This is a genomic window from Acinetobacter sp. ESBL14, assembly GCF_036668815.1.
Classification (GTDB): domain Bacteria; phylum Pseudomonadota; class Gammaproteobacteria; order Pseudomonadales; family Moraxellaceae; genus Acinetobacter; species Acinetobacter gyllenbergii.
Window position 1 is genome coordinate 137,468 of the sequence record NZ_JAZEVS010000005.1, and the last position, 24,557, is coordinate 162,024.

23 protein-coding genes are annotated in these 24,557 nt (G+C 41.9%); 15 read left to right on the forward strand and 8 right to left on the reverse strand.

Annotated features, from left to right (window positions below; translation table 11 throughout):
• The first annotated feature begins 14 nt into the window (after positions 1 to 14).
• From V6E90_RS15790 to V6E90_RS15820, 7 genes are all read left to right on the forward strand, one after another.
• Complete coding sequence (locus V6E90_RS15790; RefSeq protein WP_332605864.1) at positions 15 to 986, forward strand: hypothetical protein; 972 nt, start codon at positions 15 to 17, stop codon at positions 984 to 986.
• A 311-nt stretch (positions 987 to 1,297) separates the two neighbouring features.
• Positions 1,298 to 2,212 carry a lipid A hydroxylase LpxO gene (gene lpxO, locus V6E90_RS15795; RefSeq protein WP_016542314.1) on the forward strand — a complete coding sequence of 305 codons (915 nt, stop codon included), beginning with the start codon at positions 1,298 to 1,300 and terminating at the stop codon, positions 2,210 to 2,212.
• A gap of 53 nt (positions 2,213 to 2,265) precedes the next feature.
• A complete protein-coding gene (locus tag V6E90_RS15800; protein WP_332605865.1) occupies positions 2,266 to 3,432 on the forward strand; it encodes a hypothetical protein in 1,167 nt (388 codons plus the stop codon).
• A gap of 70 nt (positions 3,433 to 3,502) precedes the next feature.
• The gene (uvrC, locus tag V6E90_RS15805; RefSeq protein ID WP_332605866.1) at positions 3,503 to 5,302 is read left to right on the forward strand and encodes an excinuclease ABC subunit UvrC; all 1,800 of its coding nucleotides are present in this window, start codon (positions 3,503 to 3,505) and stop codon (positions 5,300 to 5,302) included.
• A gap of 104 nt (positions 5,303 to 5,406) precedes the next feature.
• Complete coding sequence (locus V6E90_RS15810; RefSeq protein WP_016542317.1) at positions 5,407 to 6,204, forward strand: thioesterase family protein; 798 nt, start codon at positions 5,407 to 5,409, stop codon at positions 6,202 to 6,204.
• Positions 6,205 to 6,309: 105 nt separating this feature from the next.
• Positions 6,310 to 6,897, forward strand: coding sequence for a CDP-diacylglycerol--glycerol-3-phosphate 3-phosphatidyltransferase (gene pgsA / locus V6E90_RS15815; protein ID WP_010590272.1), 588 nt, complete (start codon positions 6,310 to 6,312; stop codon positions 6,895 to 6,897).
• A 119-nt stretch (positions 6,898 to 7,016) separates the two neighbouring features.
• On the forward strand, positions 7,017 to 8,177 hold the full coding sequence (locus tag V6E90_RS15820) for a hypothetical protein (RefSeq protein WP_332605867.1): 1,161 nt from the start codon (positions 7,017 to 7,019) through the stop codon (positions 8,175 to 8,177).
• Positions 8,178 to 8,385: 208 nt separating this feature from the next.
• Here V6E90_RS15820 and V6E90_RS15825 read toward each other — a convergent pair whose 3' ends face one another.
• Complete coding sequence (locus V6E90_RS15825) at positions 8,386 to 9,165, reverse strand: IclR family transcriptional regulator (protein WP_065343631.1); 780 nt, start codon at positions 9,163 to 9,165, stop codon at positions 8,386 to 8,388.
• A 430-nt stretch (positions 9,166 to 9,595) separates the two neighbouring features.
• On the opposite strand from V6E90_RS15825, the gene V6E90_RS15830 reads away from it, so the two are divergent.
• Genes V6E90_RS15830 through V6E90_RS15840 form a run of 3 tightly spaced genes read left to right on the forward strand, consistent with a single transcriptional unit; the run spans position 9,596 to position 12,949 of the window.
• Positions 9,596 to 11,689 carry an FUSC family protein gene (locus tag V6E90_RS15830; protein ID WP_332605868.1) on the forward strand — a complete coding sequence of 698 codons (2,094 nt, stop codon included), beginning with the start codon at positions 9,596 to 9,598 and terminating at the stop codon, positions 11,687 to 11,689.
• A complete protein-coding gene (locus V6E90_RS15835) occupies positions 11,682 to 11,888 on the forward strand; it encodes a DUF1656 domain-containing protein (RefSeq protein WP_016542321.1) in 207 nt (68 codons plus the stop codon). Before V6E90_RS15830 ends, V6E90_RS15835 begins: the two co-directional genes overlap by 8 nt.
• Before the next feature lie 59 nt (positions 11,889 to 11,947).
• Complete coding sequence (locus V6E90_RS15840) at positions 11,948 to 12,949, forward strand: HlyD family secretion protein (protein ID WP_332605869.1); 1,002 nt, start codon at positions 11,948 to 11,950, stop codon at positions 12,947 to 12,949.
• 53 nt (positions 12,950 to 13,002) lie between these two features.
• Here V6E90_RS15840 and ruvX read toward each other — a convergent pair whose 3' ends face one another.
• The 3 genes from ruvX to recN all read right to left on the reverse strand — a co-directional run bounded on the left by ruvX (position 13,003) and on the right by recN (position 15,766).
• Positions 13,003 to 13,446: a Holliday junction resolvase RuvX gene (gene ruvX / locus V6E90_RS15845; RefSeq protein WP_023270911.1), complete on the reverse strand. Its 444-nt coding sequence runs from the start codon at positions 13,444 to 13,446 to the stop codon at positions 13,003 to 13,005.
• Positions 13,439 to 13,993 carry a YqgE/AlgH family protein gene (locus tag V6E90_RS15850; protein WP_004656229.1) on the reverse strand — a complete coding sequence of 185 codons (555 nt, stop codon included), beginning with the start codon at positions 13,991 to 13,993 and terminating at the stop codon, positions 13,439 to 13,441. Before V6E90_RS15850 ends, ruvX begins: the two co-directional genes overlap by 8 nt.
• A 114-nt stretch (positions 13,994 to 14,107) precedes the next feature.
• The gene (gene recN / locus V6E90_RS15855) at positions 14,108 to 15,766 is read right to left on the reverse strand and encodes a DNA repair protein RecN (RefSeq protein WP_016542324.1); all 1,659 of its coding nucleotides are present in this window, start codon (positions 15,764 to 15,766) and stop codon (positions 14,108 to 14,110) included.
• 598 nt (positions 15,767 to 16,364) lie between these two features.
• Here recN and ppnP point away from each other — a divergent pair.
• The 3 genes from ppnP to V6E90_RS15870 all read left to right on the forward strand — a co-directional run bounded on the left by ppnP (position 16,365) and on the right by V6E90_RS15870 (position 18,575).
• A complete protein-coding gene (gene ppnP, locus V6E90_RS15860; RefSeq protein WP_004656225.1) occupies positions 16,365 to 16,691 on the forward strand; it encodes a pyrimidine/purine nucleoside phosphorylase in 327 nt (108 codons plus the stop codon).
• A 196-nt stretch (positions 16,692 to 16,887) separates the two neighbouring features.
• The gene (gene rlmB / locus V6E90_RS15865) at positions 16,888 to 17,634 is read left to right on the forward strand and encodes a 23S rRNA (guanosine(2251)-2'-O)-methyltransferase RlmB (protein WP_004656224.1); all 747 of its coding nucleotides are present in this window, start codon (positions 16,888 to 16,890) and stop codon (positions 17,632 to 17,634) included.
• Positions 17,635 to 17,663: 29 nt separating this feature from the next.
• On the forward strand, positions 17,664 to 18,575 hold the full coding sequence (locus V6E90_RS15870; protein ID WP_016542325.1) for a DMT family transporter: 912 nt from the start codon (positions 17,664 to 17,666) through the stop codon (positions 18,573 to 18,575).
• On the opposite strand, the gene coaE is transcribed toward V6E90_RS15870, so the two are convergent.
• Genes coaE through pilB form a run of 4 tightly spaced genes read right to left on the reverse strand, consistent with a single transcriptional unit; the run spans position 18,572 to position 23,018 of the window.
• Positions 18,572 to 19,177 (reverse strand): dephospho-CoA kinase, encoded by a 606-nt coding sequence (coaE, locus tag V6E90_RS15875; protein WP_023270909.1) that lies wholly within the window; start codon positions 19,175 to 19,177, stop codon positions 18,572 to 18,574. The genes V6E90_RS15870 and coaE overlap by 4 nt on opposite strands.
• A gap of 1 nt (position 19,178) precedes the next feature.
• Positions 19,179 to 20,039, reverse strand: coding sequence for a prepilin peptidase (locus V6E90_RS15880; protein ID WP_016542327.1), 861 nt, complete (start codon positions 20,037 to 20,039; stop codon positions 19,179 to 19,181).
• A gap of 12 nt (positions 20,040 to 20,051) precedes the next feature.
• The gene (locus tag V6E90_RS15885) at positions 20,052 to 21,281 is read right to left on the reverse strand and encodes a type II secretion system F family protein (protein WP_065343637.1); all 1,230 of its coding nucleotides are present in this window, start codon (positions 21,279 to 21,281) and stop codon (positions 20,052 to 20,054) included.
• A 24-nt stretch (positions 21,282 to 21,305) separates the two neighbouring features.
• Positions 21,306 to 23,018: a type IV-A pilus assembly ATPase PilB gene (gene pilB / locus V6E90_RS15890; protein ID WP_016660492.1), complete on the reverse strand. Its 1,713-nt coding sequence runs from the start codon at positions 23,016 to 23,018 to the stop codon at positions 21,306 to 21,308.
• 372 nt (positions 23,019 to 23,390) lie between these two features.
• On the opposite strand from pilB, the gene tpiA reads away from it, so the two are divergent.
• Positions 23,391 to 24,182 (forward strand): triose-phosphate isomerase, encoded by a 792-nt coding sequence (tpiA, locus tag V6E90_RS15895; protein ID WP_065343638.1) that lies wholly within the window; start codon positions 23,391 to 23,393, stop codon positions 24,180 to 24,182.
• Positions 24,183 to 24,194: 12 nt separating this feature from the next.
• Positions 24,195 to 24,524, forward strand: coding sequence for a preprotein translocase subunit SecG (secG, locus tag V6E90_RS15900; RefSeq protein WP_004656213.1), 330 nt, complete (start codon positions 24,195 to 24,197; stop codon positions 24,522 to 24,524).
• The last annotated feature ends 33 nt before the right edge of the window (positions 24,525 to 24,557 follow it).

Sequence of the window (24,557 nt, forward strand, 5' to 3'; positions counted from 1 at the left end):
AAGAAAGTAATATTATGTTAAAAAATAAATTTATAGTTTTGGCAATCCTTCCTTTTATGTTGAGTGCATGTGGAGGGGGTGGTGGTTCTGGTGCTGAATCAAGTTCAAAAGATGGCAATAACACAACGACACCTATTCAAGAAAAAGTGACAGTAGATTTATATAATGTAGACACTGAAACTTTATATGCAAAAAAATATTCGTATGTTGACAATGTCATTAAAGGAACAACCTATTATACGCCTTTAAGTGAAGATGAGTTTTTGTTGACAGCAGATCAACTTTTTACAAATACTTGGGTTTATTCTGATACTAAAGCCATCAACGCTTTAAAATTCTATTTTAGCGATGCACCTAAAACAGGGTATTACCATACCTTTAAAAAGATTGATCTTTCAGGTGAAAACGTTTTTGATCGTTTTTATCCGGGTTATAAAGTAATGTTTGATAAATTTGGAGTACCTTCTCAGTTGGAAGAAATCAAGGCTGCTCAAGCTTATAACCGTGGCAGTCCCTTATTTTTTCCACAAGGCTCTTACTGCTATCAAATTCAAGAAGAGAATGTTGACAAGCCTTATCTTACTTTTTCTAAAGAAGGGATGACTGGGGCAAACTATGCAGAGGTTATTTCAAGAGTTGAAAATGACTTTAAAGCGAAAGTGAAAGAATTTGGGCATACCTTAAAAATTGATAGCGGTAAATGGAAAGATTATTCATGGCGCTATTATCGTGAATACGATGCATATGGCATGGTGAGCGAAAGTGCTGTGATCAATTATAATGGTGAATTGGTATTTGGTGATATGAACAATTTTGAAGATATTCGCTTGAATGACATAATTAATCAACATACTCGACGTTTAAGCACGATTAGCGAAAGCTCAGCTCCTCAAGACTACTATATGCAAAAATCTATTTTAGAAGAGCTTAAGAAAAGTTGTAATTGGTTTAATAATACTGCAGCCGAAACGATTAAAAAGCTCTAAGTGAACTAGTTTTTGACTTTATCATAATGTCTAATTGCTGATGTGGATTCGCGCATCAGCAAGTTTTTCATATCTGTTCATGGTCTTGTTTGCAAAGTTTATCTCAAGAATAATGTTGTTGATACTTGGATTGGCAGCATAAACTCAGCCTTAAGAAAATTTGAAAACTGAAATCGTTTTTATAATAAGATATTGATAATATTGATTTAATTTTTATAAAAAATAAGAAAGGGATGAATTAAGTAAAAGAGTATAGAAATTATAGGGGATGGTGTTAAAATTTGCCGATTAGTTTTTTTGTGTCGATTTCAATGATTAAATGGATCATATTAGCGATTTTTATCATTTCGGCTTTGTATATTCAGCGCCGTGGGAAGGTAAAGCATTCGTTTTATCGTCAGTTTTTTGACCATTCTACGATTCTTGCACCCATTAACTTTTTGATGTACATGTTTTCTAGAGTGCCGAATCAGCCGTATATCGACACCCAGCATTTTCAGGACTTAAAAGTTCTGGATGAAAATTGGGAAATGATTCGTGATGAAGCCAAAGCGCTGTACGAGAAAGGTGGCATTAAAGCATCTAGCAGCTATGATGACTTGGGCTTTAACTCATTCTTTAAAACAGGTTGGAAGCGGTTCTATCTGAAATGGTACGACTCAGCACATCCATCAGCAGCTGAACTTTGTCCAAAAACAACCGCATTGTTAAAGACCTTGCCAACGATTAAAGCGGCCATGTTTACTGAGCTTGCGCCAGATAGTCGTTTGGTTCGCCACCGTGACCCTTATGCAGGTTCTTTGCGTTATCACTTAGGTTTAATTACACCAAATGATGATCGCTGTTTTATTGATGTCGATGGCGAGCGTTATTCTTGGCGTGATGGTGAAAGTGTGGTGTTTGATGAAACCTATATTCACTATGCTGAAAACACGACTGACCAAAACCGTATTATTTTCTTCGCAGATGTAGAGCGCCCATTAAAAACACGTTTTATGGAGAAATTTAATCACTGGTTTGGTAAAAGTGTGATGACGGCTGCGAGTTCACCCAATGAAGCGGGTGACCAAACAGGTGGTTTGAATAAAGCCTTTGGTTATATTTACCAGATTCGGATTAAAGCCAAAGCGTTGAAGAAATCGAACCGTTCACTGTATTACTTCTTGAAATGGTTCATCATGCTTGGGCTATTTTTCCTGATTTTTGTGCGTCCGTATGTTTTTTAAGTTTGAATAAGATCAACGCCCGAAAGGGCGTTTTTTTATAATAAGGAAGAATGATGCAACAATTAAGTGACTTACAGTTTTTACAATATTTTATCAGCGATGCGCTATACCCGCGTTGCAATCAAGATGATCAGCCATTAAAAGATTTTTATAGCCAGCATTGGCAACGTTTTGCGGAACTTTCGGTAAAAGCCGATAAGATTTTGAATCAAGAAGAATTGATCCAGTTATATAGCGTTGTTCTACACCTCAAATGTTCGATAAAATTAAAAGCTCAAAATTATTCGATTTTTATTGAAGCCTATCGGCAATATTTAAGCGATTTCGGGTCGGTATTGAATGTATACGATGTGAGAGAGCCTTTATTTCTTTACGGATTCGATCAATTTAATCCTCTTGCTCAAGGCCACTCGTTTGAGCAATATGAAAAACTCAGAAAACTGTATACCCGTATAGAGAGCTATACCTCTATCCGTGGTCATTTAAAAAAAATGGACTTTTTTAAACAACAACAAGGATTCGCCGAGTACGCCTTGCAATGCTTAGAACATATGAGCCAGTACGATTTCTATTGTGAAGACAATCAGTTGGTACTGGGTTTGAAAATTCGTGCAATGGCATTATTGGCTTTGTTTAACCCACAGTATCAAGCTATTTTTCTAGAAAAATTTTTACACGGTGATTATGCTGTCTTCGGGCCTGATAACTTTAGAATTCTTTGTTTATACTGCGAAAAAATGCTGCAACAATATGGTGATGATATTTTCACTGCTGATGCCTTTCCATATGTACAGCAACTGATCGAATTGGAAAATGTGAAACGGCGGGCAAGCGAAACTTTTATTTGGAAAACGAAACTTGGGCTGGATTTACCCTTAAAGGATTGGGGTGTCAGTATTTGGATTGACCTTAAATACGATCATGGCTATGTTTTTCTGGAGCTACAAGATGATAGTGCGTTTAACTGGCATGTAAAATTATTTGTAAGCCCATTAAATCAAAGTTATTCGCAACACTATTTTAGTGATTCTTATCAGAATGATTTAGAAATGCCTGCTTTTTCTGAATATGGTGTATTTGGCTTTCCAGAATGGTTGAAAACACTGAAACAAGATTATCAGTTTGATTGGGAAAGTGTAAAAATCAGTGGTCTAAAGAAAAGAGCAGACAAGCAGAAACTAATCCAATGGCTCGTCTCTCCCTTTCAGCATGAAAATTGACGGTTGAACACTTGAAAAGCGATGGGTTTGCCAACATCATCCAGATATTACTTATGATTAAAGTCGACTTGTGAACCCAAACGCTCGAGAACACATTGAAAAAATACTGGCGCATATGACTCAGTTACCTGGCGTTTATAAAATGCTGGGTAAAGATGGGGAGTTATTGTATGTCGGTAAAGCCAAAAATCTAAAGAATCGTGTGTCGAGCTATTTTGTAAAAACCATTGAGCATCCGAAGACACAGGCCTTAGTTGCCCGTATTTATGATATTGAAAGCTTGGTGGTGCGTTCCGAAACCGAAGCTTTATTGCTTGAGCAAAACCTGATTAAGCTGCATCGCCCGCCTTATAACATTATGTTGCGGGATGATAAATCCTACGTTTATATTTTTGTCTCATCAGACAAACCCTATCCACGGATTGCCAGTGGACGGGGCAAAGGCAAGCATCAAATTGGTAAATTTTTTGGGCCTTACCCAAGTGCTTATAGCGCGCGGGATACCTTATTGGTGTTACAGAAACTGTTTAATGTACGCCAATGCGAAAACAGCTATTTTTCACAGCGTAAACGTCCTTGTTTGCAATACCAAATTAAACGTTGTACAGCGCCTTGTGTGGGACTGATTAGCCCAGCCGACTATAAAGAAGATGTCGATAACTCCATTCGTTTTTTGCAAGGCGATACCAAAGAGCTGAATCAAGAGCTGATCGGGAAAATGGAGCAGGCAGCAGAAGCACTGGAATTCGAGAAGGCGGTGTTTTATCGCGATCGGCTTGGCTTATTACGTGAGGTACAGGCTCAGCAAGCGGTGTTTAAAATCAAAGGTGAGGCAGATATTCTGGCAATTGCCTACCAAGCAGGGGTGACCTGCGTCCAGATTATGTATGTGCGTAATGGACGGATGCTGGGAGGAAAAAGCTATTTCCCAGATATGTTGGGCGATGATTTGGGGCAAATGCTTAGTGATTTCATGGCCAATTTTTATTTCCAAGTGGCAGATGAAGTACCGACAGAACTCATTGTCAATGTTGAGGTACCAGATCGGCAGCAGTTAGAAGATGGCTTGCAGCAGACCTTTAATAAAAAAGTACAGATTAAACACAAAGTACGGGAGACCCGTGCCGAATGGTTAGAGCTGGCGCAGATGAATGTGCAACATGCAATTAAAGGTAAACTCAGTAATCATCTAGAACTGAATGAACGTTTCCATCAACTTGAACAGGTGGTAGGACGTCCAGTTGATCGGATTGAATGCTTTGATATTAGTCATACCATGGGCGAAGCGCCAATTGCATCCTGTGTCGTGTTTGATCAGGGCGGGGCAAGAAAGCGTGATTATCGCCAATTTGCGATTCAGGATATTACTGGGGGGGATGACTATGCTGCGATGCGTCAAGCACTCATCCGCCGCTATAAAAAGAATATGTTGCCAGATTTATTGCTGATTGATGGTGGCAAAGGACAACTGCATATGGCGATGGAAGTGATGCAGGAACTTGAACTGGATGCCTTTATGATTGGGGTATCTAAAGGGGAAGGACGTAAACCTGGACTAGAGACACTGCATTTTACCGATGGTACTAAGATTCAATTGCCAGAAGATCATAAAGCCTTACATTTGATTCAGCAGGTTCGTGATGAGGCACATCGTTTTGCCATTACCAAACATCGTGCCAAGCGTGATAAACGCCGTAGTAGTTCGGTTCTGGAGGCTATTCCAGGCTTGGGGCCGAAACGCCGCCGTGATTTATTGACCCATTTTGGCGGTATACAAGGGGTATTAAAGGCATCGGAAAATGAGCTGACCTTGGTTCCGGGGCTGGGTGAGGTTCTGGCCAGAACCATTTATAAAATTTTGCATGAATAATTTGACCGATTGACATAATCTTCCCAATATTGCCGTGTAAACGATCATTCACAAATGGTTAAAAACGTTCAAAGATAGTGTGTTTCGATGATGAAGGAAAAATGATGGCCTTGCTTCCGCTCTATCAACAGGTTGAACAACAAGAATGGATTGATATTCCATCCGGTTGGTTACAGGGCCGTACCGTATTTGGTGGTTTGATTGCAGGATTGCTGATTCAGAAAGCACTCAGTGTGGTACAAGATGCAGCAAAGCAACTGTTAAGCTGTAACGTCACTTTTGTTGGCCCAGTACAGCAAGGCCAAGCGCGACTGAGTGCTGAGGTATTAAGGGAAGGAAAATCTGTCACGACGCTGGAAGTCCGACTTTGGCAGGATGATGCTGTTCAAAGTATCTTAATTGCCAGTTTTGGCACGCAGCGAGATTCCCGTATTCATGTGCAAAACTTGCCACAAGTGCCAGATTATCCAAGCCCTGAGCAATTGGATAAGACCTTTTACCTTGAAGGGTTAATGCCTGAATGTTTGCAGCATTTTGAACTATGTTGGGCCGAAGGAAGTTATCCAATGGCGGGCAGTAAAGTGCCAGACTTTGGGGGCTGGGGCCGTTTTGCGCCAAATCTGCATTCAAATCGTGAGATGCAATTGGCTGACCTATTTGCCTTGATGGATGTCTGGCCACCTGGGGTATTGCCGATGTTTAAGACCCCTGCACCAGCCAGCTCATTGACTTGGCAAATTACCTATTTGCAACCGATTACGGGTCAAATTCAGAATTGGTTGAAATATAAAGTGGTGACTGAATATGCAGAACATGGCTATTCAACCGAATATGCCTATGTGTGGGATGCTGAAAACCGTTTAATTGCGGTGCTTAGACAGACAGTTGCTGTTTTTGCCTAGTCGACACTGCGATACATTTCGTATAAAGTTGCCTACACGTGGATACAATCTCGGCACATCCTTTGTGCGACATGCATATTTAGTGCGAACAACATGGCGGTGTTTATGAGTACAGGGCAAATCCTGAACATTCCCAATATTTTAACTTTGGCACGTATAGCCCTCATTCCAGTATTTTTGGCGATTGCATATTGGCCGCCAGCGATTGGAATTGCTGAGCATCATGGGGGAATGATGCGCCATATGGTGCTGACTGCAATTTTTGTACTTGCAGCAGTGACCGATTGGTTCGATGGCTATTTGGCAAGAACATTGAATCAAACCTCTGCTTTTGGACGGTTTCTAGATCCAGTGGCAGATAAATTAATGGTTGCAGCGGCATTAATTGTTTTGGTGCAATGGCAACCGACCATTTCAATGGCCTTTGCCGCGATTGTGATTATTTCGCGTGAAATTACAGTTTCTGCACTTCGTGAGTGGATGGCCGAATTAGGTGCGCGTACCAGTGTTGCGGTGTCAACCGTTGGTAAATATAAAACCGCTTTTCAAATGATTGCGATCAGCGTGTTCTTATTGAACTGGAAACCGCTAGAAATCTGGGCTTATGCTTTGCTGTATGCAGCCGTGATACTAACGCTTTGGTCGATGTTTATTTATATGAAAGCTGCGTGGCCTTATTTGAAACAGCCTTAGAATTTCAGTCATCATATATTTTATTCAAATTTAAATAAAAAGATTAGAAAATAACAGCACTCACAAGGGCCGATTGAGCAGTGTGAGTGCTTAAAACGATAAGTTGGGAACACACATCAATGTCATCAATATTGTATTTATCAGATCAAGCCTTACATCAATTGCACGACCAAAAAGTTCAAACAGTTGACTGTCATGCAGTGAGCCAGTACAAGAAAAACTTACAAGAGATCAAGCAACGCAAGCAGTGGAAAACCTCGGGTACGGGGGCACAATTCATGGGCGTCGCGAATCATAGTGAGCAAGATGAATTGGCGCATGTTTATCCTGTTGACGCGGTATTGATGGATGAACAGCATTTGATTTATGCCGCGCAATTGCAGGATGGTTGTGCGATTTATATCAAATCACTCCTAGATCCGCAGCAACCTGAAGCGTTGGTATTAAGAAATAACGAGTTCATTATTCATCATATGGATTATGATGCACAGCATAAACGGCTGATTTTATCAGCCAGTCAAGGTTATGCTTTTGAGCAACATCTATGTGTATTAGGCTTGGATTCCAATCGGATTCAATATATTACAGAAGGTGATTGTCAGGATCAGCATCCATGTTTTGATCCACAAAACCCGGACATTATTTATTATGATAGCTGTGGCTTTGCTTATGACCAACAAGGGGGAATTAGCATTGGTCCGAAAGAAATTTGTCGTTTAAATCTGAAAACAGGTGATTTGGAAACGATTATTGCTGACCCGCGTTACGATTACTATAAACCGCAGATTGATGCGGCTGGGCAGTTGTATTTTTTGAAGCGACCTTATAAGAATCAAAACTATAGTGGCAACTCTTTGAAAGATATCGTATTGGCGCCATTTAAAATTATTCGGGCCGTATTTGGTTGGTTGGATTTCTTTACCCAGCGCTATACTGGTGAATCCTTGAAATCAACCTCCGGCAGCAACCCTGCGAAATCGAGACAAAAGTCAGAAGAAGAACTGTTTGTGGAAGGAAATTTGATCAAGGCACAAAAGACATTGCAGCAAAATCAAAGCGCAGGAGAAAAATTTGCAGGCGTTATTCCACGCAGTTGGGAGTTGATCCAATGTTCAAGCACAGGCGAGCAAAAAGTACTCAAGCGCGGTGTGTTGGGCTATCGCTTGAATACTCAGGGTTTAATTCTCTATTCGAATGGAAAGCATCTGGTATCTATCGCGGCTGATCAGACTGAGCAGATGTTGGTAGAAGCCAAACTGATTCAAAAAATCATGTGTTAATACATTTTTAACCGTAAAAGCCTTCTCTCTAGAGGGTTTTTTTATTGACTGATGAACGGTTAGACAAGAAAAAAGCCCATACAACGATGAGCTTAGTTCTCTGAGGAAAGTCATGCTCTTTTGGGAGAGTATGCTGAAGAACATAATCATCATATGAGAATTTATTGATATTTACAACCGTGTAAAATGTAAATGTTTTTTAATATTCTCAAATCGGGTTGCCTTGGCTTTCAGACAGTGTTGCAAATTTATGTTCAATTTGAGTCGCATTATTTTGCAAGATTTCAATTAATTTTTGAATGTTGATGAAGTCAAAACGATTCTTTGATGCCACTAATGTGAGCGCAATTGGCGCTTCTTTGTTGGAGAAACGGATCGGTACAGACAAACTGCAAAGTTGAGGGTCGATTTCACCTTGTGATAAGTAGAATCCTTGTTTTTTGATTTTGCGCATCTGTTGGATGAATTCATCCTGCGTTTGTGCAAATCCGACTTGTGCCAATTCTTTTGAAAACTGCTGATAATAGGCTTGAATACGCTGCTTGCTTAAGTGTGCAATGACAATTTTAGGTGAAGCACCGACATAAACAGGTCGTGGGCAACCTCGACCAAAAGAGAGTAATTCAGCATCTTTAAAGGTCTCATGATGTAGGTCGATACAATAATCATGATTTAAATAGGTTAATAAGCAGCACAGTTCAGTGCGTTCCACGATATCGCGCATAAAGGGGATGCTGATTTGAATCAGGGGGTCAGTGCTGTGGGAAATATAATCTAAAACCGCAATTTTAGAGCCAAGCGTATAGTCACCCGATGTGCCACTAATCCGTTTTAAGATGTCCGTCGAAACCAGTTCTTTGAGATAACGATAGGCGGTAGGTTTGGATAGCGCCAGCTCATCACAAATGATATCGACATTGATAATCGGACGTGAAACTGAAAATAAATCCAGCACAGTAAGAATTTTACCAAAACTCGAAATGGCCATGATGGGACGCCTACTCCTTACAAAATAACGTGAAAACCGAACTTTTATTGCTTTATAACAGAAAAGCGAAAGGTCGTGTATGTACTTTTAAATCTGATCATCCAAGATCAATCGTTTAGGATGAATACTGAGAAAAATGATAAATTTTATAGCGATTATTTTAGATAAAAATGAAAAATTATCAAATGGTGATAATTTATGTTGACTAATTTGCTCGATTTTGAAAAAATAAGCTACGCAATGTCTTATGTGGATAATTATTTTTAGGAGAAAATACCTAAAAATACGAAGTATTGCAGATCACTCCTTATATCCAGTTTCACTCATCGTACTTGCCCTGATTTGAATGCTTTCAAATCAGTCTGGACAGCTTGTCACTTTTTTAGTGATGGCATGCGTGATTAAACTGATGCTGAACTGAGACCTACTCATGCTATTTAAACAGTTGTTGGCTTTTAGACCGAGTCGACTTGACCTGATCTTTGCGTGCAAAACATTTGTAGCAGGTATGCTGGCACTGTTTATTTCGTTTGAATTGGATTTGATTAATCCGATGTGGTCGATTGGTACCGTATTGATTATTGCCAGCCCTTATTCGGGTATGGTGTCTTCAAAATGTGTCTATCGCTTGGTGGGAACGGTAGCAGGAGCAATCATTGCTTTGTTGTTGACCCCCCATTTTATTAATACACCGTGGTTATTTACCATTATTTTATCTTTATGGGTGGGTTTTGCTTTATATGTCTCATTGCTAGATCGTACGGCAAGGAGCTATGTCTTTATGTTGGCGGGTTATTCCACTGCCATGATTGTGTATAACGCGATTACCTATATCGATACCTATAATATTTTTGATATTGCTTTGGCCCGTGTGCTTGAGATTTCTGTGGGTGTAATTTCAACTGCTGTGGTTTCCGCAACCTTCTTTTCTGTGCATGTTGGGGCAATGATCAAACAACGGGTTAATAAAACCTTGAATGATCTGGAAAGTACCTTTGAAAAGTTGATTACCGTTCAAGATAGTCCTGAAAACTATACTCAGATTTTGTCTGTGATTACCCGTGATACAGCAGATATTCATGCCTTGGCAGTGCATTTGGCTTATGAGAAAGGCGAGCTCAAGGGCATGACCAAAACCTTGCAGGAAATGCTGCATCAGGTGTCATTGGTGGTGGCCAATCTGGTGGCTCTGTCACAACGGGTGAAACAGCTGGAACAGATGCAACTGAGTAATCTGGCACCGCATTTAGACCGAATACGTCAGGATACACTGGCTTTTTTAAAGCAAGAGCGCATTGTTCAACCCAGCGATTTGCAAAGCTTGCCTCTAAGATTTGAAGAAGATTTTGCTGAGCTGATTGCGCAAGCCACAGCCGAACAACAAATTGTATTGGGTGCTTTGAAGATGGATGTTCGTCATTTTATTGCCAATATGTTGGCGGTGAAATTGATTTGGCAGCAAATTCAGCAAGGCAACAAAGAGATTCCAACTGAAATTACCGCAATCACCACTAAATATCCGAGTTTGCATCGGGATCATGGTATCGCTGTTCGTGGTGGAATCAGTGCCGTGTTAATTACCTTTATTGTGACCGCGGCTTGGATTCTTTCGGGCTGGAAAGCCGGCTTTATGATGGCGCAAATGGGCGCAATTACCGCCTGTATCTTAACGGCTTTGGATAATCCAGTACCTGTATTACGTATTTTTATCTGGGGCAGTATTGTCTCGGCAGGTCTGGTTTTTATCTATGCTTTCGGGATCTTTCCGCATGTGACGCATTTCTGGCAATTGGCCTTGGTGTTATTTCCTGTCTTTCTGGTTGCAGTTACCATGATGGCCAATCAAATGTTGATGCCTGTAGGAATGGTCCTTGGGATTAATACCATGATGGGGCTGAACCTACACAACAAATACACCATGGATGCCGTGTCTTATCTGGACAGTTCTTTTGCGATGGTCTTGGGCGTATTGGTGTCATTGATTGTGATTGATTTGGTACGTGCAGTTTCACCTGATACCAGTGCAACCCGAATCCTCGCTTTGCATTATCAGGCGATGCGCCAAGCCTTACATTTGTCTTATGGCAGTGATTTTAAAATTCACTTACGTAGTATGTTGGACCGTGTCGGGGTATTAAATACCAAGATGGTGCAGAACCCTGAAGTAAAAACAGCGATTCAAAATGCATTGGTTGAAAGTAGTTCAATTGTTGATTTGGTTCGTTTACAGGAAATTAGTCAGAAATTACCGCAATTACAGCAACTACAACATGAATTGGGACAGTTACAGCAACAGCTTGCAGCCTATTTTCAGGCGCAGGAAAAGCAACTGTCCATTCATCATTTTCCAACACAAATTGTACAACAAATTAAAGCTTTGCAAGACATCTCCCAACAGATTGAAGATGTGCAGTTACGGCAGCGGTTGTGCATTTCACTGAATAATATTTGTGAAAGCATTGGGCATATCTCTATACAAGAGATAGATGCAAATAGATCTGGTTTAGGGGTATCTCATGGGTGAAATGAATCTGTATGGGATTTATATCCCAATCCTTTTGGTACAAGCCATTATTGCCTATGTGCTGTTTAAGTTGCTCAGTCCCTTGATTGATCGCTTAGTCATCAAAGGCTGGATTGCGCTACCCAGCATTTTTAACCTGTGTTTTTACTTGGGACTGATGTTGCTGGTGCATTGCCTCTTTGTTTGGCTATGGGGCTGAGGTCTAGGGCGAGATGCTGAAATTTAATAATGTAAAGAAATGTGGTCGAGGTCATAAACATGAATGCATTTGATGTGCGAAAAGTCATACGTCCTATGGTATTGCTGGTTGCGGTTTTGATTGCCGTTTATACCATTGTGCATTTATGGAATTACTACAATGCTGCACCATGGACACGCGATGGACGCATCCGAGGCGATGTGATTCAAGTTGCTTCCGATGTTAATGGTTTGGTGACAGAGGTTTTGGTGCAAGACAACCAAACTGTGAAGAAAGGGCAGGTGTTGTTCAAGATTGATGTCGCGCGTCAAGCCTTGGATGTTGAGCAAGCCAAATCTGATCTTGCTAAAGCCAAAGCTGGTTTGGAACAAGCGCATGCCAATTTGGCAGGTTCAAAAGCGAGTTTGGTGAAAACTGAAGCCAATATGAAGTTGGCTGAGAAAAATGCAGCGCGTTATGCCAGTCTGATGGATGGTGCAATTTCTAAGCAAGAGCAAGATCAAGTCTTTGCGACCCGTGATCAAGCTGTTGCTGAGCGTGAGCAGCTCACCGCCAGTATTGAGCAAGCCAATGCCGCCATTCAACAACAGCAAGCTTTAATTGATGTAGCGACCAGTAATCTGCATTTGGCTGAGTTAAATTTGAATCGTTCTGAAGTGGTTGCACCTGCGGATGGAACTTTATCGAATTTTGATTTGCGGGTTGGTAATTATGTGAAGGTGGGGCAAGCGGTTGCTGCTTTATTAGACCGTCATCAGCTCTATGTAGTGGGTTATTTTGAAGAAACTAAACTGAACCGTATTCATGTCGGTGATGCAGCAACTGTCCAGTTGATGGGAGATAAACAGCGCATTCGAGGCCATGTACAAGGTATCGCAACGGGGATTGAAGATCGTGAGCGTTCTGGGAGCTCGAATCTATTGGCCAATGTGAATCCAACCTTTAGTTGGGTGCGTTTGGCGCAACGTGTGCCTGTGAAAATTGTACTGGATGAGCAACCGCAAAATCCATTGGCCTTTGTTTCTGGACGTACGGCTACCGTAAGAATTATTGAAAAATGATGCTACTAGGCGGCACGGATGCCGCAATGCTGAAAAATTGTCATGAGATTGAGTTAAGGTGTAATCCCTGCAGGATCACGATACCAACTCTGAATTAATAATCCTGCTGCAAAGCTATCTGCCGATAAGCGTTTTGCCTGTCCTTTGCTTTGATAAGACTCGAGTTCTTCTCTGGCTTCACGTGTAGTCAAACGTTCATCCACCATCCAGGTTTCAATATTGGTTTGATGACGTAAACGACGGGCGAATTTTCTTGCCCGAGCAGAGAGCTCAGATTCACTATCATCCATATTCAGCGGTAAACCTACAATAAATAGATTCGGTTGCCATTCTTTGACAATCTTTAATAATTTATCCCAGTCTGGAATACCGTCTTTCATCGGGAATAATGGCAGGGGAGTACTACTTTCAATACTGGATTGGCCGATAGCCATCCCCATTTTTTGGGTGCCAAAATCAAAAGCCATAATCGATTGAGCGTTTTGCATATCAGGCATGGCCAATCTCAGAAGCAAACCAAGTCCGGTCAACCCCAATCTTTTTGTAAGCAGCATCCCAACGATCGTGATAAGGCAGATTAAAAATCAAATCCATATCTGATTCACAGATTAGCCAATCACCACGTGCAATCTCTTCTTCGAGTTGGTTCTTGCTCCAACTGGCATAGCCCAAGGCGATTTGATAACGTCCGACACCTTCGTTATGCGCAATTGCATCCAAGATATCTTTACTGGTGGTGATACAGACATTTTCACCGACTGCAATGGATGAATGCCAAGTCGGTTGACCTGTATGCAATACAAAGCCTGCTTCTGGACGTAATGGACCACCTTGCAACACTGCATGGGGGTGGACATTGTCGGCATCAATTTCTAAATCATTGAGTAATTCTTTGATTTGTAAATCTGAAGGTCGGTTGATAATAATACCTTGAGCACCATCTTCGTCATGGCGAGCAATATAGATGACTGTATTGGCAAAAAAGTCATCTGCCATGTCTGGTGGAGCGATGAGACAACGGTGAGTTAAGTATTGTTTCGTCACCTAGGCGATTCTCCATCAATATATTGTGCTGATCTAGTTAGATAGGTTCTTTTTATCAACATACAAGAGTTAATCGGATTTCGCCAATCTTTTTCTGAAATTTTATCGCTTTAATTAGGCCGTTTGGAACTTAAGCTGACGCAGTTGCCGAGCATGCTGCAAAGTCGTTTCACTAATTTCGACCCCACCAGACATACGTGCTAATTCTAAAATGCGTTGTTCTTCATCCAGTTCGATGATGGTACTGCTGGCAGGATCGGTCTGCTGTTTTTTGACCAATAAATGTTGGTCTGATTGTCCTGCAACTTGGGCTTGGTGGGTAATACAGAGCAGTTGCACATGTTGAGCCAGATCGGCCAGTAATCGGCCTACCACTTCAGCAGTGCCACCACTGATGCCGACATCAATTTCATCGAACACCAAAACTTCAGATTCAGTTTTCTCGGCATTCATCACTTGCATTACCAGCGCAATACGGGATAACTCACCACCCGAGGCAACGCGTGCCAGGGGTTGCGGTGGAATGCCTTTATTGGCGGTAAATAATAGCTGAATAAAGCTCAGTCCTTCGGCATTGGGTTCCTGTGGCTCAAATTTAAACTCAAAATGTGCTTCAGGGAGGGCCAGTGGTTTGACTTGCTCGGTTAGTTGTTTTGCCAAAGGTATTGCGGCGGCACGACGGATGTCATCCAAGTGTTGTGCTGCTTGTAAAAAGGACTGATAGGAAACTTCAACTTGCTCAGCTAAGGTTTCGGGATCCTCCAACTGATGCAGTTGTTCTAATTCCTGCTGCCAAGTTTCATAGTCTTGCTTGAGTAATTCAGGTTGGGTGCGATGTTTACGTGCCAGACGATGGAACACTTCGAGGGTGGCATTCAGTTGTTCCATCCGTTCAGGATCAAAGCTTTGACGATCAATAAACTGACGTAAACTTGCAGTTGCATCATCAATCTCACTTTGCGCATTTAACAGTGAATTATAAATGTTGGCGAGTTGTTCGCTACGACCTGCATGAGATTCTAAGCGACGAATGATTGAGGCAACTTCTTGAGTGATATTTTGCTCGGCTTCATCCAAGACATTTAGACTATAACTACAGTCTTGCATGATATGTTCATGATGACTGAGACGATCAAATTCTTGTTCTGTTTCGCGATAATCAGTTTGAACAACCTCTTCAAGCTCTTCTATTTGAGACTCTAAGCGTTGTATTTTTTGAATGCGTGTCGCCTGTGCATCCAGGGCGGCTTGATGTTGGCGAATATTTCGTTGCCATGTGCTATAAGCATCGCGTACTGCTTGCGAAGGTTCGGCAAAATTATGATAACGATCAAGCCAATGTTTTGGATAAGGCGGTTCGAGTAATTGTTGCTGACTGTGTTGACTATACAGTTGAACCAGTAAGCGGCCAATTTCTTTGAGTTCGGCCAAGCTGCTTGGGCGGCCATTAATCCATGCCTTACTGCGACCTGTCGCAAAAATCACACGTCTTAAATGGATTTCACCGGAATCATCATCCAGTTCATGTTCAGTCAGCCAGTGCGCTTCAGCACTTTCGGTTTGATAACTAAACACGGCGGTGACATCGGCTTTATCTGCACCATAACGCACATAATTGGTATCGGTTCGTTCACCTAAGCAGGCAGAAAGCGCATCTAACAATAATGATTTGCCCGCGCCAGTTTCACCAGTCAGTACATTGAAGCCTTGTTCAATATCTAAAGCCAAATGGTCAGCGAGTGCAAAATTAATTAAAGTTAAATGGGTGAGCATAAACGCATCCAATGCACGGAATCTTTTGCTTAAAGATAGAGAAGTTTTAAAGTGACGACAAGAGCGGAATACAGGATTTTCCTGATTTACTGAGGAATTGCTGATAGTTTGTAAGCTTCAGAGAACATTTCGCTTTGTATTTCTTGATCGTGAATAGAAAACGGTTGGTGTAGTACTTAGGTAAGGTCTTGCGCCCGAACCTTACGAAGCGATGCTTCTCATGCTTTGTTAATCCTCGTAACTCGCAGCATATGAGCCATATATGGCGCAAGGTCTTGCGCTCGGGTAAAGTTTCACTTTGCTTTTCCTCGCCACTCACAGCATAGCTGCTCGACTTGCGCCCAGACAAAGCGTTGGGTTGCTCCTTTACTCACAGCAAAGCTGTTCGTCTTGCGCTCAGGCAAAGCGTTGGGTTGCTCCTTTACTCACAGCAAAGCTGTTCGTCTTGCGCCCAGACAAAGCGTTGCTTTGTTAATCTGGGCTCAGGTATGAAAATTGCTATGTTTAGCCTAGAAAATGGATTGATTAGTTGTCACGGCACAATTAAACTACGTCCAGCATAACCTAATATAAATGCGGCATTATTTGGAGAGTACGCATGAGTTCAGTGCAATTTGATCATGTAACGGTCATTAAGAAATCGAATGTGTATTTTGGTGGGGCATGTATTAGCCATACAGTACAATTTGAAGATGGTACAAAAAAGACTTTAGGGGTTATTTTACCTACTGAACAGCCTTTAACTTTCGAAACACATGTTCCAGAGCGTATGGAAATTATTTCTGGTGAATGTCGCGTCAAAATTGCAGATAGCACTGAAAGTGAATTATTCCGTGCGGGCCAATCTTTCTATGTGCCTGGAAATAGTACCTTTCATATTGAAGCAGATGAAGTCCTAGATTATGTCTGCCATTTAGAAGGCTAACCTATTCTGGTCCAAATCGAGTACACTAGATTTAATGGAAATCCTGTAAAAGTCATTTTGCAGGATTTTTTATTAAGTTCCCTTGCGGAGCTATAACAGCTCCTCACCTGTAAAGTTCCTTTGCAGGATTTTTATTTTTTAAAATCCCCCTAATTCTCCTTCTTTATATCTGAGGGAATACAGCAAGAGGTCGTTCATGGCAAAACCTGAATATTATTATGGCGTTCATTCAGTAGAGTCATTGTTGGAGTTAGAGCCTGAACGCGTTTTGACGTTATTTACCTTGAAAGGACGTGATGATCAGCGTTTGCAGAAAATTTTGCAGTTGGCTGAACCGTTTGGGATTAGTGTTCAAAAAGCCAGTCGTGACAGCTTAGAGAAGCTTGCAGGCCTACCTTTTCATCAAGGTGTCGTCGCTGCTGTGCGCCCACATCCGACTCTCAATGAAAAAGATCTAGATGAATTGATGCAGCAATCTCCAGATGCATTGTTGTTGGCCCTTGATCAAGTGACAGACCCGCATAATTTGGGTGCATGTATTCGTACTGCGGCTGCGATGGGCGTTCAAGCAGTGATTGTACCGCGTGATCGTTCTGCGAGTTTAACCCCGACCGCACGTAAGGTGGCTGCTGGTGGCGCTGAAAAAGTCAAATTTATTCAGGTGACCAATCTTGCTCGAACACTTGCGCATTTAAAAGACACCACCCATACCCGTGTCATTGGGACGATGTTGGATGAGAAGGCTTTGCCGATTCATCAGTGTGATTTCAATGGGCCTGTGGTGATTGTGATGGGCGCAGAAGATACCGGTTTAAGGCCGATTACCCAGTCACAATGTGATCATACCGTTTATATTCCAATGTCAGGTGATTTACAAAGCTTGAATGTCAGCGTGGCAACAGGCATGGCATTGTATGAAGCTTGTCGTCAGCGTGGTGTATAATCTAATCCTCACGGTTCATGTGATTTAAAATGACGGCGCGTACGCAAGGCTATTTTTTTGTCTTTATAACCATGTGTATTTGGGGTGGATTTACCATTTTTTCCCGTCTCAATGCACATTGGCATGTCAGTGTCTGGGATCTGGTGGCAATGCGCTTTGCGATCGCTTCTTTGATTTTATTACCTGTCTTGATTTATAAAAAAGATTTTGCCTTCTTATGGCATCCACGGCCTGTGATTTTGGCGCTGATCGGTGGTCTGGTTTACTGTTTGACGGTCTATACTGCCTTTTTACATGCACCTGCGGCACACGCTGCTATTTTTCTCAATGGCTGTATTCCTTTGTGTACTGCTGTAGCGGCCTATTTATTATTTAGGCAGCCTTTTGATAAACACACTTGGTTCAGTCTATTGATCATGATGGCGGCTTTGATGCTGATGAGCTATTTGATGCTGCATCAGCAAGCTTCGGCATTGGGTGTTGGAGATCTACTGCTTTTTATCAGTGCGATATGGTGGGGGATTTTCACGGTACTGTTAAAGCAGTGGAAGCTATCTGCGTGGCATGCAACCGCTGGCGTGGTGATTTGGTCTGCAATCATTTATTTACCGATTTATCTTTTATTTATTCCCAAGCATTTTCAAGATGCTGCACCGATCCATCTGCTGATTCAAGGGCTTTTTCATGGCATCTTGGTGGTGATCGTGGCTACTTTAAGCTATGTGGCAGCGATTGAGCGTTTGGGGGCATTTAAGACGGGGAGTATTGTGACCTTGGCACCGTTTATTGCCGCAGTGGTAGCAGTCCCTTTATTAAATGAGCCGCTCAATGCTGCAATAGTTTGTGGTTTGATTGGGATGGGAGTTGGTGCTTTGCAGCCATGGCGATGGCTACGTAAAGACAGCTTGAGCGTACAATTAGAAAAACAGAAACAAGGTTAAGCGCTGTGTTCTGCACGTTGTAAGTAGCTGAAATGCAGCGGTTTGAGCTGCTGGTGCAAATGTTCTAACAGACCATCATTCAGTACAATATCATTGGCTAATTGCTGTTTTTGAGCGCGAGACATTTGTGCTGCAATAATTTTTCGGATCTGCGCTTCGCTTTGCCCATCACGTTGGCTGGCACGTTCTAGTTGTGTTTGCTCATCAGCATCGACCAGTAAGGTATGTTGAACCAGTTCATGCTGATTGGTTTCAAACAGTAGGGGCGAAACCAAGATCACATATGGGCTTTCAGCGTGTTGTAGTTGCTGAACAATCGACTGACGGATGGCAGGGTGGGTAATTTTTTCTAAACGTTGGCGTGCTTCTGGAAATTGGAAGATATGTTCACGCAGGGCACGGCGATCAAGGTTGCCATCGGCTAATAATACCCAGTCACCAAAAGCCTCTTGGATCGACTTCAACGCGGGTTGGCCAGGTTCAACCACTTCTCGCGCTACCACATCAGCATCGACCACGGTAATACCTTGGGACTCAAACCATTGGGTCGCAGCAGATTTACCACTTCCAATACCACCTGTAATTCCCAAGATAAAACGCATATTAACCACCTAGATACACTTTCATAATTTGATCACCCCATAAAAAGGCAATCCAGCCTGCAATGGCGATATATGGACCAAATGCAAAAGGCTGATTTTCACCGCGCGCTTTTATCAAAATAATACCAATGATTGCACCCACTACAGAAGAGAGTAACACAATTAATGGTAGCATGAGGGGCCCCATCCAAGCGCCTAAGGCCGCAAGGAGTTTGAAGTCACCATAGCCCATCCCTTCTTTGCCTGTGATCAGTTTGAAAATGTAATACACAATCCACAAGCATAGAAAACCGATTAAATAGCCCCAAATCGCAGCACTAGCTGTCGTATAGATCGCATAGCTATTTATTCCCAAACCTAAAGCCGCCAAAGGCAGTGTAAAGCGATCAGGCAGCAGTTGGGTATCAAAATCAATAAAGGTTAAGGCAATCAGTGTCCACGTGAGTAACAGGCCAAACAGCATTTGAAGGGTTGGGCCGAATACAGCAACCACAACCAGTGAGCAGAACATGGTGAGTAATTCAATCAGTGGATAACGGATACTGATCGGATTCTGGCAAGTCCCACATTTACCGCGAAGAGCTAACCAACTGAGCACTGGAATATTTTGATACCAGCGAATGCTTGAATTACATTTCGGGCAGGTTGAGGCTGGTTGGCTTAGGCTGAGTTTAGCCTGATCAATAATCGGCTGTTCAGGATGGAGTAGCATTTGGCATTCTTGTTGCCATTCCTGTTCCATCATCCGAGGCGTGCGAAAAATGACAACATTCAGGAAGCTGCCAATACATAAACTAAAAAGCCCAACTGCAAGATAAAGTGCAGTTGGGTTTTCAATAAAATAAGAGAGAAAAGATTGCATCAAAACACCAGATTATCCGACAACTGAGCCCATTTGGAAGATTGGTAAGTACATGGCAATGACCAGACCACCGACCAGTACCCCAAGAATCGCCATAATTAAAGGTTCCATCATCGAGGTTAGGCCATCGACCGCATTATCCACTTCATTTTCATAATGTGTCGCAACTTTATCCAGCATACTGTCTAAAGCACCAGATTCCTCGCCAATCGCCACCATCTGAATTGCCATGGACGGGAAGCGGTTTGAAACCCGCATCGCAAATTGTAGTTGTTGCCCTGTTGCGACATCTTCACGAATTTTCATCACAGCTTCTTCATAAATAACGTTATTGGTTGCTCCAGCCGTTGATTCCAGCGCATCAATCAGCGGAACACCAGCCGCAAAGGTTGTGGCTAGGGTGCGACTATAACGGGCAATTATCGCTTTGTAGACCAAATCTCCGAAAATAGGTGATTTGAGTGCTATCCTGTCTAATAAATCACGAAATTTTTTGCTGCGTTTTTTTGCTTCGAGAAAGGCAGCGATGATCGCACCAATTACAATAATCAGAATAAACCAGTATTCTTGCATCCACTTCGACATATTGACCACCATCTTGGTAAATGCAGGTAGGTCTGCACCAAAAGAGCTAAATAGATCTTGGAAGACAGGAACCACTTTCACCATCAAAATAATCGTCACAATAACTGCGACTACGATCACTGAGATGGGGTATTTCATGGCCTTTTTAATTTTTTGCTTTAATAATTCGCTCTTTTCTTTATAAATTGCAACACGATCCAGCATGGTTTCAAGTGCACCAGACTGTTCACCAGATTCAACTAAAGAGCAAAATAGGTTGTCAAAATATTGTGGATATTTTTTGAGTGCGCCTGCAAAGGTATTCCCCCCTTCGACTTCACCTTTAATGCCCAGTACCACTTCACGCATAGATGGGTTTTCAAGTCCTTCAGCCACAATTTCAAAACCTTGAACCAAAGGTACGCCTGCTTTCATCATGGTCGCTAATTGGCGGGTGAAGATGGTGATATCCAGTGTGGTGACTTTTTTCTTCATCAAACCTTCAAGAATATTTTTACGCTTTTCTCGGATGTTCTTGATGGTTACGCCTTGTTTACGCAGGGTAACTTTAGCCAAAGCCATATTCCGTGCTGGTAATTCCCCTTTAATTTTTGCCCCTTTCCGGTCGACCCCTTCATAAGCAAAAGTTGGCATCATTTGCGCTTTTTTAGCTGCCATGATTATTAATCCTTTTTATTGATTTTATTCACTTGTTACTCGGTTGACTTCTTGCAAAGAGGTAATTCCCTGCATGACTTTTTTCAAACCCGAACGACGTAGATTATTAAATCCTGCTTGTTCTGATGCTGCTGCAATTTGTAAGGCATTGCCATCTTCCATAATCAGTTTGGAAATCTCTGGTGTAACCTTCATGACTTCGTAAATCCCCACACGACCTTTATAGCCTTCACGGCATTCCGCACAACCGACAGGTTGAAAAATTTTGAATTCAGGGTCATTTAAATCTTGTTCGGTAAACCCGAGTTCCAGCAAGCTTTGCTTAGGGATCTCAATCTCTTCTTTGCATTGACCGCAGAGGCGACGTGCCAAACGTTGTGCAATCACCAAATTGACGGAGGTTGCGATATTGAAAGAGGGCACGCCCATATTACGTAAACGAGTCAGTGTCTCAGGTGCACTGTTGGTATGTAGTGTTGACATCACCATATGTCCTGTCTGTGCAGCTTTAATGGCAATTTCAGCAGTCTCCAGATCACGAATCTCCCCGACCATAATCACATCAGGATCTTGACGTAAGAACGCTTTCAGTGCGGCAGAGAAGGTGAGTCCTGTTTTGGGATTGACGTTGACCTGATTAATCCCTTCTAAGTTAATTTCGACAGGGTCTTCGGCTGTAGAAATGTTGGTATCTTCAGTGTTGAGGATGTTTAAACCAGTATACAGAGACACGGTTTTACCTGAACCTGTTGGGCCTGTAATCAGTAACATGCCTTGTGGTTTATCCAACGCATCCATGAATAAGGCTTTTTGCTCATCTTCGTAACCGAGTGCTTCAATCCCTAACATGGCACTTGATGGATCGAGAATACGCAGTACTAACTTTTCACCAAATAATGTTGGCAGAGAGTTGACACGGAAATCAATCGCTTTGGTTTTGGAGAGTTTGAGTTTAATCCGTCCATCCTGAGGCATTCGTTTTTCAGAAATGTCCATTTGTGACATGACTTTTAAACGCGAGGCGAGGCGAGTGGCCATTTGTAAAGGCGGATTGGCAATTTGACGGAGTACACCATCAACACGGTAACGCACCCGATACATTTTTTCGTAAGGTTCAAAATGCAAGTCAGATGCCCCCATACGGATCGCATCAATCAATAGTTTGTTAATATATTTGACAATTGGAGACTCATCACCTTGTGGTGCCTCATCCTCTTCGTTGCTTGGATCTTGACTCACATCAATGTCGAGATCAAAGTCTTCACTTTCTCCAAAATCAAAACTGCCAGAATCGCCAAACTGTTGTTCAATCAGTTTTTCAAGTTTAGTGTGTTCAACAATAATCGGTTCAATATTCAGTTTGGTATTGAAGCGAATCGCATCCAATGCTTCGATATTAGTGGGATTACTGGTCGCAACATATAGAATTTGCCCACGTTGTAGCAGTGGCGCAACTTTGTGTTTCTGAATGAGTTTGTTATCCGCCAGATCACGAGGCAGTAGTGCAGTATCATATACGGCCAGATCGAAAAGTGGTTCACCGAATTCGATGGCGATGGTTTCCGCAATGGTCAGAGGAGATAAGCGATGCTGTTCAATCAAATGTGCAACGATATCTTGTTGTGACTTTTTAGCTGCATCAATTGCGGTCTGCATGATTGTCGTGGACATGTGTCCATCTTCAACTAACCGTCGAATAAACCCCGAAAACTTTGGAGACGTATGTAATCCTGACATCTGTCCGCCTTATGACAATAAATGTTTATAATATGTATTCTAAAAATTATACTTTTGTTATGCAAAAATACTACTACAGAAAGTGTTGTTTTTGCCTTGGTTCCTAGCTAAAACTTTGAACTGATCGAGTTTTTTGTCAATTAATTTTCTTTGATTGAAATAAATCCTGCAAAGAATCAAATAAATTCAGTTGAAACTACCTTTTAATTTGAATGTGAAGCACCATCATAGCATCAAGGTAGCAAAGAGACTTTTACGGATCATGATGATTTTTGGGTCATTTATAGCTCAGTAAAAGAAAAAACTGAATTTTATAAAAATCCGTGTAAAATATGCAGCATTTTTGAGAAATTAACAGTAGGCGGGCGAAGTATGTCGAACTCGAGCATTACTCCTTGGGTTGTTGGCAATTGGAAAATGAATCCAATGCATGCGAATGCTTTCCAATTAGTAGAAGAATTTAAACAGTTATTACAACAGGAAAATATTGCAGCAGAGCAATGTCATATTGGAGTTGCGCCGACTGCAATCGCGTTAAGCGGCATTCAGACACAATTTAAAGATGCAGCGAGAACGATTTACACCGTTGCTCAAGATGTTTCACGTGTCGCAGGTACTGGTGCCTATACGGGTGAGGTGAGCGCTGAATTGTTGAAAGACAGTGGCATTGAGTTTGTTTTAATTGGACATTCTGAGCGCCGTGAGTTATTCGGTGACAATGTCGAAATTTTAAAAGCGAAATTACAAAATGCTTTAAGTGCTGGCCTCAAGATTATTTATTGCGTAGGTGAGAGTTTAGAGCAGCGTGAGCAGGGTGCAGCAGAGCAAGTGGTATTACAACAAATTTGTGATATTGCAGCCGTGGTCAAGGCTGAACAATGGCAAAATATTGTGATCGCCTATGAGCCGATTTGGGCAATTGGAACAGGTAAGACGGCTTCACCAGCTGATGCTCAAGCGATGCATGCAAAAATTCGTGAAGGTTTAAAACAGATTACAGCATTTGGTGCAAATATGGCTATTCTCTACGGGGGTAGCGTAAAAGCTGAAAATGCAGTTGAATTAGCAGCATGTCCAGATATTAATGGCGCTTTGGTCGGTGGTGCATCTTTAAATGCGCAATCGTTTTACCAAATCGCAAAAGCATTTGCACAAAGCAAATAACGAGGAATTGAGATGTATAGTTTTATACTCGTTGTACACATTATTTTGGCAATCTTAATTATTGCTTTGGTTCTGGTACAACAAGGTAAAGGTGCAGAAGCCGGCGCATCATTTGGTGGTGGCGGTGCTGCAACCGTATTTGGTGCTTCGGGTGCGGGTAACTTTTTGACTCGTTTAACTGCAATTTTTACTGCATTGTTTTTTGTCACCAGTTTGACTTTGGCTGTTTTTGCCAAAAAGCAAACGACAGATGCATATAGTTTGAAAACTGTTCAAACAACTACATCTGCACCAGCAACATCGCCTGAAACTTCATCAAACGCACCAAAAACAACTGAATAAGTTGAATTAGTTCTTTCCTTTTTGTACTTTAAG

What these genes read in the sequence shown, in the direction of transcription:
- V6E90_RS15790 (WP_332605864.1), top strand. Translation starts at nt 15, where the DNA reads ATGTTAAAAAATAAATTTATAGTTTTGGCAATCCTTCCTTTTATGTTG.
- lpxO (WP_016542314.1), top strand. Translation starts at nt 1,298, where the DNA reads ATGATTAAATGGATCATATTAGCGATTTTTATCATTTCGGCTTTGTAT.
- V6E90_RS15800 (WP_332605865.1), top strand. Translation starts at nt 2,266, where the DNA reads ATGCAACAATTAAGTGACTTACAGTTTTTACAATATTTTATCAGCGAT.
- V6E90_RS15810 (WP_016542317.1), top strand. Translation starts at nt 5,407, where the DNA reads ATGGCCTTGCTTCCGCTCTATCAACAGGTTGAACAACAAGAATGGATT.
- pgsA (WP_010590272.1), top strand. Translation starts at nt 6,310, where the DNA reads ATGAGTACAGGGCAAATCCTGAACATTCCCAATATTTTAACTTTGGCA.
- V6E90_RS15820 (WP_332605867.1), top strand. Translation starts at nt 7,017, where the DNA reads ATGTCATCAATATTGTATTTATCAGATCAAGCCTTACATCAATTGCAC.
- V6E90_RS15825 (WP_065343631.1), bottom strand. Translation starts at nt 9,165, where the DNA reads ATGGCCATTTCGAGTTTTGGTAAAATTCTTACTGTGCTGGATTTATTT.
- V6E90_RS15830 (WP_332605868.1), top strand. Translation starts at nt 9,596, where the DNA reads ATGCTATTTAAACAGTTGTTGGCTTTTAGACCGAGTCGACTTGACCTG.
- V6E90_RS15835 (WP_016542321.1), top strand. Translation starts at nt 11,682, where the DNA reads ATGGGTGAAATGAATCTGTATGGGATTTATATCCCAATCCTTTTGGTA.
- V6E90_RS15840 (WP_332605869.1), top strand. Translation starts at nt 11,948, where the DNA reads ATGAATGCATTTGATGTGCGAAAAGTCATACGTCCTATGGTATTGCTG.
- ruvX (WP_023270911.1), bottom strand. Translation starts at nt 13,446, where the DNA reads ATGCCTGATATGCAAAACGCTCAATCGATTATGGCTTTTGATTTTGGC.
- recN (WP_016542324.1), bottom strand. Translation starts at nt 15,766, where the DNA reads ATGCTCACCCATTTAACTTTAATTAATTTTGCACTCGCTGACCATTTG.
- ppnP (WP_004656225.1), top strand. Translation starts at nt 16,365, where the DNA reads ATGAGTTCAGTGCAATTTGATCATGTAACGGTCATTAAGAAATCGAAT.
- rlmB (WP_004656224.1), top strand. Translation starts at nt 16,888, where the DNA reads ATGGCAAAACCTGAATATTATTATGGCGTTCATTCAGTAGAGTCATTG.
- V6E90_RS15870 (WP_016542325.1), top strand. Translation starts at nt 17,664, where the DNA reads ATGACGGCGCGTACGCAAGGCTATTTTTTTGTCTTTATAACCATGTGT.
- coaE (WP_023270909.1), bottom strand. Translation starts at nt 19,177, where the DNA reads ATGCGTTTTATCTTGGGAATTACAGGTGGTATTGGAAGTGGTAAATCT.
- V6E90_RS15880 (WP_016542327.1), bottom strand. Translation starts at nt 20,039, where the DNA reads ATGCAATCTTTTCTCTCTTATTTTATTGAAAACCCAACTGCACTTTAT.
- V6E90_RS15885 (WP_065343637.1), bottom strand. Translation starts at nt 21,281, where the DNA reads ATGGCAGCTAAAAAAGCGCAAATGATGCCAACTTTTGCTTATGAAGGG.
- pilB (WP_016660492.1), bottom strand. Translation starts at nt 23,018, where the DNA reads ATGTCAGGATTACATACGTCTCCAAAGTTTTCGGGGTTTATTCGACGG.
- tpiA (WP_065343638.1), top strand. Translation starts at nt 23,391, where the DNA reads ATGTCGAACTCGAGCATTACTCCTTGGGTTGTTGGCAATTGGAAAATG.
- secG (WP_004656213.1), top strand. Translation starts at nt 24,195, where the DNA reads ATGTATAGTTTTATACTCGTTGTACACATTATTTTGGCAATCTTAATT.